Here is a 12,706-nt window from a genome sequence, read left to right on the forward strand (position 1 = left end):
CGAAAATTTTCAGCTATATTGCCTTGCAAATATGAAACCGCTAATCTTAAATGTTGTATGGGCAGGAAAGTTTTAGTTTTAAATGCCGATTATAGTGCATTAAGTATTTGTACCGTTCCAAAAGCCTTTTCATTGGTTTATCTCGACAAAGCCGAGTTAGTGTCTGACTCCCAGAAAGGCTACCTCCGAACAGTAGACACCACTTACCCGCTCCCCTCAGTTATACGTCTCCATCGCTATGTAAGTTTACCCTTTAAAGGTGTCATGCTCAGTAGGCAGAATGTATTCAGGCGGGACGGTAATAAATGTGTATATTGCGGAAGCCACGAAGACCTCACACTTGACCACGTAACACCAAAATCTAAGGGAGGCAAAACAAACTGGGATAATCTCGTAACTGCTTGTCGCCGCTGTAACTCCCGAAAAGGCGACCTCTCCCCTGAAGAAGCAAAACTCTCTCTCTCTCGAAAACCTTACAAACCATCTTTTATCATGTTCCTACGCGATTTCGCAGGCTCTATTGAAGAGAACTGGGTTCCGTTTCTGGGAATAAAGGAAAAAACATAAAAGATTGGAAATATACTCATGAGTAGCTAAGGAATTTATTTTAAGAAACTTACGTTTGCAGTCTATTAATTTGATAGATTTTTAGTGACCTTAAAATAAAAACTTTATAATATGCTTGAACTTCTCAAACAACCCTGGCATTGGTCAGTAGCTGGTGTCATTATTGGTCTATTTGTTCCTTTGCTATTGGTGGTAGGTAATAAGACATTCGGAATATCGTCTTCCATGAGGCATATCTGTGCGGCAATTCTTCCTGCTAAGATTTCTTACTTTAAATACGATTGGAAAAAGGAAAGCTGGAATCTGACTTTTGTAGCAGGTGTTATCATAGGTGGTTGGATAGCATCGCATCTATTGACTAATCCAGCACCTATCAAAATAGCTGATAGCACTAAAGCATACCTGCAATCTATAGGTATTCAGGAGTTTGGCACTTTAGTGCCTACTGACCTGTTTAGCTGGGAAAACCTGTTTACCCTTCGTGGATTTACCTTTATTGTGGTTGGAGGCTTCTTAGTGGGGTTTGGTACACGCTATGCCGGTGGTTGTACTTCGGGGCATTCTATCATGGGCTTATCCAATCTTCAATTACCGTCATTAATCGCTACTATCTGTTTTATGATAGGCGGGTTTATAGTTACATGGTTAGTTATACCTTATTTATAATTCAAAGGTTATGAAAGAGATAAAAGACATAGATACTTTAGATTTTGAAACCCAGAATCTGGCTGATACCTCAACAGAAAAAAGAACAATAGGGAGTCTGATAAAATACCTGATTTTAGGCATTGGCTTTGGGATTGTGTTAGTAAAAGCCGAAGTTATTTCGTGGTTTCGTATTCAGGAAATGTTTCGTTTAGAGTCATTTCATATGTATGGGGTTATCGGCACAGCCGTAGTCGTTGGAATCATCTCTGTACAAGTTATCAAGCGTTTCAGGATTAAAAGCCTGAGCGGAGAGCCCATCAGATTAGATGCCAAGCCATTCAGCAAAGGGCAGATTTTCGGTGGTTTATTTTTTGGATTTGGTTGGGCATTAACGGGTGCCTGCCCAGGGCCAATCTATGCGCAGATAGGCACGGGAGTTACCGTATTTATGGTTACTTTATTGAGTGCCTTAGCCGGAACTTGGTTTTATGGCTTAATCAGGAAAAAATTGCCGCATTAAAAGAACTATATTTTCCAGATGCAATTTTAAAATTATAAAAAAAGCAAGTAGATCGTGTTGCCACAATGTCCACAAAATACACAATAGTATTACTTGGTGTCTCAATTGTGTACATCATAGCGAATTTGTGTTATTATAACACAAGTTCTTATTTAAAGTCAAAAAAATATAATAAAAAGCTAATATATCGTTAGAGAGATGTTAAAATGTTGCGTTACTTTGCTTATTCATTTTTCAATCCTCTAAACACATGAAAAAATTAGTTCTGTTATTATTATTAAGTCCTGTGATACTTTTTGCACAAACCAAAGAGGTAAAGTTAGTCAGAGACGATGCCAATAAAAAAGTAAACGTATTAGTAGATGGTAAACCATTTACTTCGTACTTCTATCCGGGACCAGACGTGCTTAAAAAAGCGGTTTTGTATCCTGTTTATACTTCTAAAGGGACGGTTATTACCCGTGGATGGCCTTTAGACCCTCGTCCGGGCGAAAGAGTTGACCATCCGCACCATGTAGGTATCTGGTTGAATTATGAAGATGTAAACGGCCATGATTTCTGGAACAACTCAAATACGCCTCCGAACCCTAAAGGCACGTATGGTACAATTGTGCATACAGGTATCAAATCAGTAAAATCGGGCAAGAAAGGCTCTTTGGTTGTAACAGCTGACTGGTTGGACAAAGAAGGTAAACTGATGCTTACAGAAGAAACTACCTATACCTTTCAGGGAACAGCCAACCAACGTATCATAGACAGAACCACTACATTGACAGCCGCAGATAAAGAGGTGGTCTTTAAAGACGTGAAAGACGGTATGTTTGCCATGCGTTTGGCGCGTCAACTGGAACACCCATCAAATAAAGCTGAAGTATTTACAGATGCCAGTGGGGTGGCTACTAAAGTGCCCGTTTTAGATAATTCAGGTATTACTGGTAGTTATCGTAACAAAGAGGGGATAGAAGGAGAAGATACATGGGCAAAACGTTCGGAATGGGTTAATCTCAGAGGGCAGATTGGTGATGAGAAAATCTCGGTAGCTATTATTGACCATCCTAAAAACCCTGGCTATCCTGCTTACTGGCACTCACGTGGCTATGGTCTTTTCTCAGTGAATCCATTAGGCCAAAAGGTATTCTCTAATGGAAAAGAAACTTTGAATCTGACTTTAGCACCTAAGCAATCAACTACTTTCCGCTACCGAGTAGTAGTAACGTCAGGCGAAGTTTCAGATGCTGATTTGAATAAGTTGGAAGCTGATTTTGGGAAGTGAGAGATAATATAGGAATATATTATTTCCGAATTTATTATTCCATAGGGATGATATATCGGTAGAGATTTATAGAGAATTAAAATCTTAGTCCCTACGGGACTAAGACATTCATTGGGGAAATATTACTACCGATATACCATCCCTACAGGATTTTATTTTAGCCTCTTCACAACATCGCCCCGGTACCATTCACATTCGGGAAGATAGGCTTGCCCTTATCTAAATACACACCTGTGGCAGGGTCATTAGAGATAAGGATAGAGCCATCCATATCTACGTAGTCTAAGAGTGGTAATAATTGCCCGATGGCAGAAATGCCAATACTCGTTTCGGTCATACAGCCACACATTACTTTCATACCTAAAGTTCGGGCTTCAGCGATCATTCTTCTGGCAGGGGTAAGCCCTCCGCACTTCGCTAATTTTACATTTACGCCGTGGAACCTTCCGAAACATTTCTTTACGTCTTCTTCGATGATGCAACTTTCGTCGGCTATCAAAGGTAATACCGAGTGTTTCATCACTTCTTCCATTGCGGCATAAGCACCTTTTTCCATCGGTTGTTCGATGAACTCCACATTGAGTTTACTGAATTCAATCGAGTTTTTGATGGTTTCTTCTACACCCCAGGCACAGTTGGCATCTACTCTGAAAAGCGCATCGGTATGTTTGCGTAATTCTTTTACGATTTCAACATCGTGGTCGGTACCTAATTTGATTTTATAGATAGGGAAATCAAATTCCTGCATTTTCAATACCATTTTCTCAATGGTATCAATACCGATGGTATAATTAGAGTAAGGTACTTTATCGATTGAAAGTCCCCATAGTTTATATAATGGTTGACCCTGTTTCTTGCCCCATAAATCCCAGGCGGCCATGTCTAAAGCACAATGCGCAAAAGGGTTATCTTTCAGATGGGGGTATATCAATGCCCAGAAATCTTCGGGATTCTGTAAATCATAGTTTTCAATTAGCGTTTGGTATTCGGCCAGTTTATCTCTCATGCCCTCGGCTGTTACACCATAGTAGGGGATAGGAGTAGCCTCTCCATAACCGCTGAATCCGCCATCTTGTAGTTCTACAATAAATGCATCAATGTCGTCACGCGAACCATGTGCGATGGTAAAAGTATGCCGCATCTGCAGCTTAAGGATATGAAATTTTAGTTTCATGATGAAGGATGTAAAAAATGAGCGATTTAGTGATTGAGTGCTTTTTTACACTCATTCTGTTCAAACCAATCTATAAGTTTACTAATTCGTTTCCACGTAAAATAGGTACTACGTCGTACAGGTCTTTTTGCAGGCAATAGGCAATGTCTTTATGGATACCTAAGTTTTGCAGGCGACGGATATGAGATGAGTTAGCCAGATAACCAATCAAATCGTCCTTGGCCTGTTTATAAAGGCGTAGTGACATGATGGCACTATCTTCAGGTACGAAATATTCGTCTTCCAGTGCTTCAATTAATGCTCCTGCAAATAGCGTATCCTCAATATTCACACGCCCTTTCCAACCTGCACACAATACCAATACATCGTAAGGTTGTGTTTTTAAATACTTAACTATGGCATTCAGATTTAAAAAGGCACCTGCTAAAACCTTTACTGCCGAGGCTTTTGCTTTGGTAATTGAATAGGTACCATTGGTAGTAGTCATGGCGATTTTTTCACCGATTAGTCTTTCGCTCATATAACTGAAGGGCGAATTATCTAATTCAAAGCCTTCTACTTTTTTTGCATTACGTTCAGCAGCAGCAATATAGCCCATTTCCTGAAGTTTCTTACATTCTTCTACCGTTTCAACCGGAATAATGCTTTTTACACCATAAGCGAAGCCGGTTATCATACACGAAGTAGCCCGGAAAATATCTGCTATAATTACTATTGAATTGTCGATACTATGGAGATGTAATAAATCGGGTGTCAGGCAAACGTCAATATTTTTCATTCAATGGTCGAGAAAAAAAATCAGATAAGCGATTGGATTATCTGATTTGGCTTTGAGACTAAATTTTGGCAAAGATGCCAAAAAATGCTGTAAAAGCCTATTAAAAAACCTAAATTGCAGGCATAAAAATAAGATTATGATTACGATAATAGTAGCAGTAGCCGAAAACGGCGCGATAGGAAAAGACAACCGATTATTATGGAGACTCTCTGATGATTTGAAACAGTTTAAAGCCCTGACAAGTGGTCATGCCATAATTATGGGCAGAAAAACGTTTGAGTCAATTGGTAAACCTTTACCTAACCGAACCAATATCGTGATTACAAGGCATGGTAAAGTTTCAGACGATGAATCGGTGATAACAGCTAATTCTATCAAACGTGCCATTGAAATGGCCAAAGAAGTAAAAGGTGAGGATGAAATCTTTATTATTGGTGGTGGGAATATCTACGAGCAATCTTTGTCTATCACAGATAAAATCATTCTGACCGAAGTAAAAGTGAATATAGAAGGTGATACATTTTTCCCTAAACTGAATGAAGAGGATTGGAGAGAGGTATCACGAAAATCATATCAGAAGAATGAGAATAACGACCATGATTTTGATATTGTGGAGTTGTTGAGGAAGTAAGATAGGAATACGGTGTTTTTAAAGTCCTGAAAATGAACAAATATAGAGACAATGGCATTGCTTTGTCTCTTTTTAGATAAAAGGTAGGGTTCACAATTTTGAACCCCTACGTGTTTTATGCCCGAAACGCAAATGATTCTACGCTTTCAGTTGTGCAAACTCCTTAGCAAAGTAGCTCAGTATCACATTAGCTCCTGCACGTTTGATGCTTAATAGTAACTCATACATCGCTTTCTGTCCATCAATCCAACCATTTTGTGAGGCAGCTTTAATCATCGCATATTCACCAGAAACATTGTAAGCAGCTATCGGTAAGGGGAAATTATCTGATAGAGTTTTGATGACATCCAGATAAGAGAAAGCCGGTTTTACCATCAGGAAGTCAGCACCTTCTTCCATATCCAGTTGTCCTTCTATCAAAGCCTCTTTTACATTGGCTGGGTTCATCTGGTAAGTTTTTTTATCGCCAAATTTAGGGGCAGAATCAAGTGCATCACGGAATGGGCCATAGAATGCACTGGCATATTTAGCGCAATACGACATGATGCTTATTTCACTAAAGCCTTCATCATCCAATAGCTCACGGATATAACCTACACGACCATCCATCATATCTGATGGCCCCAGAATATCTGCTCCGGCACGGGCTTGTGCTAATGCCATTTTGCCCAGTACATCTAAGGTTTCATCGTTCAGAATCTTTCCGTTTTCTACTATCCCGTCGTGCCCGTCGCTGCTATAAGGGTCTAAGGCAATGTCGGTCATTAGTGCTAAATCCGGGAATTTATTCTTGATTTCGCTTAAAGCTTTCAGGTAAAGTGTACCCGCTTTATAACTTTCGGTAGCATATTTATCCTTTTTTGATTCAGGATAATTCGGGAACAAACAGATAGATTTAATACCTAAATCAGTTACTTCTTTGAGTTCTTCAAGGAGCGTATCCAGAGAAAAACGATAGATATTAGGCATTGATTTGATTTCGCTTTTGATGTTGTCGCCTTCCATGACAAACATCGGGAAGATAAAGTCATTAACCGAAAGTGTAGTTTCCTGCACTAAATCTCTGATAGCAGCGCTTTTGCGGTTTCTTCGTGGGCGGTGAATAAGCATATATTATGTAATGTTTTAGACTGGTTAAAAATTTAAGGCGTCAAATTCCTTAAAATGGCCATTCATTGAAATACGATCTTTGGTTCGTTCAACCTCTGAAACAATAGGTAAGATTCTTTCAAGGTGCGTCATCAGTATCTTCTGACGCTGGATTTCAGAAGCCACAGTCAATAATTCATATTCTTCATTAACTGAAAGACCGATTTTATGGGCAATGCGATAACTGAAAGGCTGATATTCGGGTTTGTTGTAATCCACCTTTATTTTCAGTAGCAGATAAAGTCTATCAACCAAAGTTAATAAAAACGGATTTACGGCTTCATTCAGACCATCATTATCTATAAAATCTACCTCACCACCTGCATAGAGTTTATTTTCAAAAGGATTCTGAAAATCTATAATTCTGAAAACCCTTAGCCCTTTGGTTTTAATATCCATACGGCCATCACCATAGCGCTTAGAAAGCTGGGTAATGTGTACTTCTGTTCCGTAACCTGCCAGTTTATTATTCACAAAAGTTGGAATTCCGAAACTTGTCTGATTTTCGAGACACTCATTAATCAGTTCCTTATAACGAGGCTCAAAGATATGGAGATTCAAATCTTCATGCGGAAAGACTACCAGATTTAGCGGAAAAAGCGGTAAGAAACTCATAGAAGCCCGGTTGGTTTATGAGGATAACCCGAATTTTTGCATTATTGTTTCGGCGGCAAAGGTTTTTCAACGCTTAGTCCAATCGACATTATGAAAGGAAGGGGGTCTTGCCGCATATATTGTTGAAGCTTGATGGTGTACTTTCCCTTTTTAGGAAATTTGTACCCATGGCTTGAGAGCACTTTACTATCCCATATATCGCCTAAACCCTTGCCTAACGGTTTACCTGTTTTGGGCTCAAATAAAATAACCTGTTCCAGCCGCTTATTAATTAGCTTATTATCCGGCCCGTAAATGTATCGGGTTACATAAAGATTATTGTAGGGATATTGTGAGGCATTTCTGACTAACAGATAGATGTCATAAGGGATAGTTTCGTCTTTTACTTCAAAAGTAAAAGACGGAACATCCTTGATATACCAGTTTGTATCTTTAAAATCTATAAAAGACTTATAAATAGCGTTGCTGTCGCAACCAAAAACACTCAAACAAAGGACGAAGCCTATAATAAGGTTTTTCATTAAGCAAATGTATTTGAAACCTGTCAGCTGGGCTGATTCGGGTCATTGGGTTTATTGTTAGCCTGAGGGGTGTTTTTCTGCTGATTTCCTTGTTGTGGTTTATTCCCTCCCTGGTTATTGTGTTGTTTGTTTGGGTTGCCTCCCTGATTAGGCTGATTCCCTTTTTGGTTATTTGGATTCTGCTGTGGCTTATTCCCTCCCTGATTATTCTGTTGCTTAGGTTGGTTTCCTCCCTGATTCGGCTGATTCCCCTTTTGATTATTTGAGTCTCCACTCCGGGGATTGCCACCTTGGTTCTGATTATTCTGTTGCTTAGGTTGGTTCCCTCCCTGATTAGGCTGATTCCCTTTCTGATTATTCGGGTTTCCACCAGGGTTATTCGGTTGTTTATTCTGGTTATTACCCTGAGTGGGCTGATTTCCTTTTAGGTTTCCGCCTTGATTATTTTGTTGTTTATTAGGATTGCTACCTTGATTTTGATTGCCTCCCTGATTGTTTTGCAGAGGTTTAACCTGATTATTCTGGTTATTATTCTGTTGTTTATTAGGGTTTCCGCCTTGGTTAGGATTTCCCCCTTGCTTAGCTTGTGGGTTTTGACCCTGATTATTTTTATTCTGTCCTTGAGTTGTCTGCTTTTGGTTAGCGTTTTGGCTATTCTGGTTATTCTGAGCCGGATTTGCAGGTTTCTGGTTATTATTCTGCGCTTTAGATTCTCCTTTCTGATCTCTGTTAAACTGTTGAGGTTTTTTCCCTTTATCAGTATATTTTTTATCCAGACGGTCTAAGTCCGAGTTTCTTGGGGCATTTTTATCTATAGCAGTAATATCAAGTAGATTCAAATCATCGAGTGAAGTTGGGACAACCCCCTTTTCATTCATTTTCATGATTTCAACCACCTTATGAATAGGCAAAGAATGCCAGTTAATATCATTGTTGTAGCTAAACCACATGATGCGGCGGAAGATGTCAGTTTTCTGTAAAACTGCAATTCCTTTTTCGGTCTTCAATGGCTTTTCTACTGTAGGAATATCACTTAGGGCATCAAGATAAGTCTCTAATTCGTAGTTTAGGCAGCATTTTAAGCGCCCGCACTGGCCAGAAAGTTTAGCGGGGTTCAGTGAAAGGTTCTGATAACGGGCAGCAGAAGTAGGAATAGCCCTGAAATCAGTAAGCCAGGTAGAACAACACAATTCCCTACCACAAGAGCCTATCCCACCTACACGGGCGGCTTCCTGACGAAGGCTGATTTGTTTCATTTCAACCCGAATCTTGAATTCAGCAGCTAATAGTTTAATTAATTCACGGAAATCTACCCTGTCATCAGCCGAATAATAGAACGTAGCTTTGGTGTTATCTGACTGAAACTCTACATCAGATACTTTCATCTGTAACTTTAATTCCTTGGCAATTTCACGTACCCGATACATGGTAGGTAAATCACGGGCAATGGCCTGTTGATGTTTTTCAAGGTCTTTCTCCTGACTTACACGCAGGATTTTCCTGATGGTGTCGTCGTCCTGAATCCCTTTTTTTATCATTTGCAAACGAACTAACTCGCCTTGCAAAGAAACACTACCAACGTGAAAACCCGTCTGCATTTCGCAAACCACAAAGTCTCCTGTATAAAGTTCAAGGTTATTGGTATTTCTGAAATACTCTTTTCTTCCACCTTTAAACTTTACTTCTACCATATTGTAACGCATACTCATGGGCACTTCCATATTAGAAAGCCAGTCGTAAGCGTTCATTTTATTACATCCACCTGTCGAACAGCCGCCTGATGAGCAACCTGCCACAGTTTTATGATTCGATTTTTCGGTTCTATCTAAGGCTTTTACTGCTCCGCAGCCACCTGATGAACATTGTCCACAGCCCATATCCTCTGTATATATATAGTTTATATTTGGTTAAGAGTGATGTCGAAGAGAATGGTGAATTAGTGATTTGCGAATTAGCGAATAAACGGTTATCGCAATAAAAATGATTTTTAAAACTAACTCAACTCATCATCTATAAACATCATTGTATTTATACAGATACAGGCAAAAGTGTGAGAATAATGTATTTCTTTAGCGAATTATGGGGCTATTTCTTATTTGTAAGCTATGATTTCGGGTGTTAAAATCTATATATAATAAGTCTCGAAATATCTTATTCCTGTTCTTTCAAAAACTTTAAAAGGTCTTTGCCTATATCTTTTCTGTAATATCTGCCGTCAAATATAATATTTTTTGCTAATCTTTGTGATTTCTGACGGGCAGAATTTAAGGTGCGAGCCATTGCTACAGATACAATTACCCGTCCACCATTGGTTAATACTATTTTATCACCAGCCAGTTTTGTGCCAGCATGAAAGATAATGGTATCTTTTTCTGCTTTAGGAATTATCATCAAATCTCCTTTTCTGTAGTCTTCAGGATACCCCCCTGCAACTACAACAGTTGCAATAGCGACCTTCGGATTGAGCGAAAGTTTGATTTTATCCAGTTTGCCTTCAGCCGTTGCTTTCATCAGTTTTACCATATCGGTTTTTATTCTTGGTAAAACTACCTCTGTTTCTGGGTCGCCCATGCGTGCATTATATTCAATCACATAAGGTTCTCCACCCACATTCATTAGTCCAACGAAAATAAAACCTACATATTTGATTCCCTCGGTCTGTAAGCCTGCCAAAGTAGGCTTCACAACCCGTTCTTCTACTTTTTGCAGAAAGGCTTCATTAGCAAACGGAACCGGAGAAACAGCACCCATGCCACCGGTATTTAAGCCTTTATCTCCGTCACCAATGCGTTTGTAATCTTTTGCTTCAGGTAAAATTTTGTAGTTTTTGCCATCTGATAATACAAATACTGATAGCTCAATACCACTCAGGTACTGCTCAATCAATACTTTACTACTGGCATCACCAAATTTGGCTTCTGCCAGCATTTCATGCAGGCTTTGTTTGGCTTCTGCCAATGTTTCTGCAATAATTACGCCTTTACCGGCGGCTAATCCGTCAGCTTTTAATACGATTGGGAGTGATTGTTTCTCTAAATAAGCAAGACCTTCGTCAAGGGTATCTTTCGTGAAAGTTTGAGAGGCAGCAGTTGGAATACCATATTTTTGCATAAAATTCTTTGAAAAATCTTTGCTACCCTCCAATTGCGCACCTGCAGCATCAGGGCCTACAATTTTAACTTTTTTAAGACTTTTATCTTTTTTGAAGAAATCAACAATACCTTTTACAAGTGGGTCTTCTGGCCCTACAATAATCATTTCGATATTGTGCTCTTTTACTGCCTGCGCAATTCCTGTAAAATCACTTACGGCAATTGGTAGGTTGGTAGCTAATTGTGCCGTGCCTGCATTACCCGGTGCAACAAACAATTGCGTAAGATTTTTTGATTGAGAAATCTTCCAGGCAAATGCGTGTTCACGACCACCAGAGCCAATAATCAGAATGTTCATGTAATCTAAAATTTGAGTTTCAAAGGGGCAAAGGTCGGAAGTTTTTTGGAAAAGAAAAAAATGCTTGCAGAAAATGGTAACTCAATTAGTTAAAATTCAAATATATTATCCTGTTTTACTTTCAGAATAGTTTGATAAATAGCCTGTTTCCCACCATAAGCAATTTTTCTGGAAACAACAGAAGCTGAAGTGAAATAAGCTAATTTCGTATATAACTCGCCCTGACCGAAAAACTGTTTTTCAGTCTTTAGTTGTTCTAATGGAAGAGATTTTCCTGAAAAGAAAAACAATTCATCGCGATAGGCTTTAAAACGCTGAATACTATCCTGAGCCTCAACAAAACGGTAATCAAGCATTAGAGCTATGCCTTCATCAAACCAGGTCGGGATTTTTGTTCTGGTTTTCCACCAACCCAGGCGGGTCATTAATTCGTCGTGTGACATTTCGTGGGCAATTACATCAGGGTTAAGACCGTCTGTATTTAGAACTATCCATGACCCTACAGGTGTTCCGATAGTACAACCTGCTCCTTCAGATGTCCGGCAGTATTTCTGATATTCCTCTGAATCATTGCAGAATATAATTGTGGCGTCACCTTTTTGACTGCCCCAGAAATCCTCTACACGCTTTTTAGCGATTTTAATATACTTTTTTAATGAATCTTGTTGTTTTATGGTAGAAGTAGTGGCTGCATACAAATTGGGCTCTATATTAATAAAGTCATCATATTTTACAAAAGAGCAACGCAATACCTGCGGGAAAACCGAGATAAAAAGCAGAAAACAGAAGAAAAGTAAGATAAATATGGGTTTCAGAAATCTCATTGTTCTGTTAACATCTGATAGCTAACTGAAAGTTCGCACCATAACATGTATGTTATTAAAAGTTTATGACGTAATTTTGGCAAAATTTTTTAATCTAACGACTTAAGCAAATGTATCAAATTATCCAACCGATTCACTCATATCTGGCATATCTGACCTTATTTCTTTTGGCTTTTGCTACCATTAACGGGATAATGGGATCAAGTAGTCAGAAAGCTTTTGAAGAGAAGCACCTGAAAATCAATAAATTTGCTCTCATAGCTACGCATACCATGTTTCTGTTAGGGATTATTTTATTGTTTATTTCACCTATTACACAAACTGCCTTTGCTGATATGAAAGCTACGATGAAAGATAGTACTCTGCGTCAGTATGCTGTTGAACACCCCACTATTAATTTAATTGCCGTTATTCTGGTAACTATCGGCAATGCCCGTGTGAAACGTGCAGTGGGTAACGGAAAGAAATTCAAGCAAACGGCCATTTTCTTTGGTTTAGCTTTAGTGTTGATTTTAAGTCGTATTCCTTGGAGTGCATGGTTTAATTGATTTGGTAA

At 39.0% G+C, this 12,706-nt stretch carries 14 protein-coding genes; 6 read left to right on the top strand and 8 right to left on the bottom strand.

Annotated features, from left to right (window positions below; all coding sequences use genetic code 11):
• Positions 1-57: 57 nt before the first annotated feature.
• The 4 genes from H1R81_RS11200 to H1R81_RS11215 all read left to right on the top strand — a co-directional run bounded on the left by H1R81_RS11200 (position 58) and on the right by H1R81_RS11215 (position 3,008).
• Positions 58-567 carry an HNH endonuclease gene (locus H1R81_RS11200; RefSeq protein WP_181840872.1) on the top strand — a complete coding sequence of 170 codons (510 nt, stop codon included), beginning with the start codon at positions 58-60 and terminating at the stop codon, positions 565-567.
• Between the two features lie 111 nt (positions 568-678).
• Positions 679-1,233, top strand: coding sequence for a YeeE/YedE family protein (locus H1R81_RS11205; protein ID WP_181840793.1), 555 nt, complete (start codon positions 679-681; stop codon positions 1,231-1,233).
• Between the two features lie 10 nt (positions 1,234-1,243).
• Entirely contained in the window at positions 1,244-1,735 is a 492-nt protein-coding gene (locus H1R81_RS11210) for a DUF6691 family protein (RefSeq protein ID WP_181840794.1), read from the top strand.
• A 250-nt stretch (positions 1,736-1,985) separates the two neighbouring features.
• Positions 1,986-3,008, top strand: a complete 1,023-nt coding sequence (locus H1R81_RS11215) for a PmoA family protein (protein WP_181840795.1) — start codon at positions 1,986-1,988, stop codon at positions 3,006-3,008.
• A gap of 166 nt (positions 3,009-3,174) precedes the next feature.
• On the opposite strand, the gene H1R81_RS11220 is transcribed toward H1R81_RS11215, so the two are convergent.
• Both H1R81_RS11220 and H1R81_RS11225 read right to left on the bottom strand, forming a co-directional pair.
• Positions 3,175-4,182 carry a dipeptide epimerase gene (locus H1R81_RS11220; protein ID WP_181840796.1) on the bottom strand — a complete coding sequence of 336 codons (1,008 nt, stop codon included), beginning with the start codon at positions 4,180-4,182 and terminating at the stop codon, positions 3,175-3,177.
• Between the two features lie 70 nt (positions 4,183-4,252).
• Positions 4,253-4,960 carry a 2-phosphosulfolactate phosphatase gene (locus H1R81_RS11225; RefSeq protein ID WP_181840797.1) on the bottom strand — a complete coding sequence of 236 codons (708 nt, stop codon included), beginning with the start codon at positions 4,958-4,960 and terminating at the stop codon, positions 4,253-4,255.
• 136 nt (positions 4,961-5,096) lie between these two features.
• On the opposite strand from H1R81_RS11225, the gene H1R81_RS11230 reads away from it, so the two are divergent.
• Positions 5,097-5,591, top strand: coding sequence for a dihydrofolate reductase (locus H1R81_RS11230; RefSeq protein WP_181840798.1), 495 nt, complete (start codon positions 5,097-5,099; stop codon positions 5,589-5,591).
• A 138-nt stretch (positions 5,592-5,729) separates the two neighbouring features.
• Here H1R81_RS11230 and hemB read toward each other — a convergent pair whose 3' ends face one another.
• From hemB to H1R81_RS11260, 6 genes are all read right to left on the bottom strand, one after another.
• Positions 5,730-6,701, bottom strand: coding sequence for a porphobilinogen synthase (hemB, locus tag H1R81_RS11235; RefSeq protein ID WP_181840799.1), 972 nt, complete (start codon positions 6,699-6,701; stop codon positions 5,730-5,732).
• A 24-nt stretch (positions 6,702-6,725) separates the two neighbouring features.
• Complete coding sequence (locus H1R81_RS11240) at positions 6,726-7,355, bottom strand: LON peptidase substrate-binding domain-containing protein (protein ID WP_181840800.1); 630 nt, start codon at positions 7,353-7,355, stop codon at positions 6,726-6,728.
• Between the two features lie 41 nt (positions 7,356-7,396).
• Entirely contained in the window at positions 7,397-7,876 is a 480-nt protein-coding gene (locus H1R81_RS11245; protein ID WP_181840801.1) for a gliding motility lipoprotein GldH, read from the bottom strand.
• Between the two features lie 23 nt (positions 7,877-7,899).
• Complete coding sequence (gene ricT, locus H1R81_RS11250) at positions 7,900-9,753, bottom strand: regulatory iron-sulfur-containing complex subunit RicT (protein WP_181840802.1); 1,854 nt, start codon at positions 9,751-9,753, stop codon at positions 7,900-7,902.
• Between the two features lie 274 nt (positions 9,754-10,027).
• Positions 10,028-11,326, bottom strand: coding sequence for a phosphoribosylamine--glycine ligase (gene purD, locus H1R81_RS11255; RefSeq protein WP_181840803.1), 1,299 nt, complete (start codon positions 11,324-11,326; stop codon positions 10,028-10,030).
• 89 nt (positions 11,327-11,415) lie between these two features.
• Complete coding sequence (locus H1R81_RS11260) at positions 11,416-12,150, bottom strand: hypothetical protein (protein ID WP_181840804.1); 735 nt, start codon at positions 12,148-12,150, stop codon at positions 11,416-11,418.
• Positions 12,151-12,260: 110 nt separating this feature from the next.
• Between H1R81_RS11260 and H1R81_RS11265 the strand changes: the two genes are divergently transcribed.
• Positions 12,261-12,698 carry a hypothetical protein gene (locus H1R81_RS11265; protein ID WP_181840805.1) on the top strand — a complete coding sequence of 146 codons (438 nt, stop codon included), beginning with the start codon at positions 12,261-12,263 and terminating at the stop codon, positions 12,696-12,698.
• Positions 12,699-12,706: the final 8 nt, after the last annotated feature.

Origin of the sequence: Emticicia sp. BO119 (assembly GCF_013912375.1) — a bacterium.
Taxonomy (GTDB): Bacteria; Bacteroidota; Bacteroidia; order Cytophagales; family Spirosomataceae; genus Emticicia.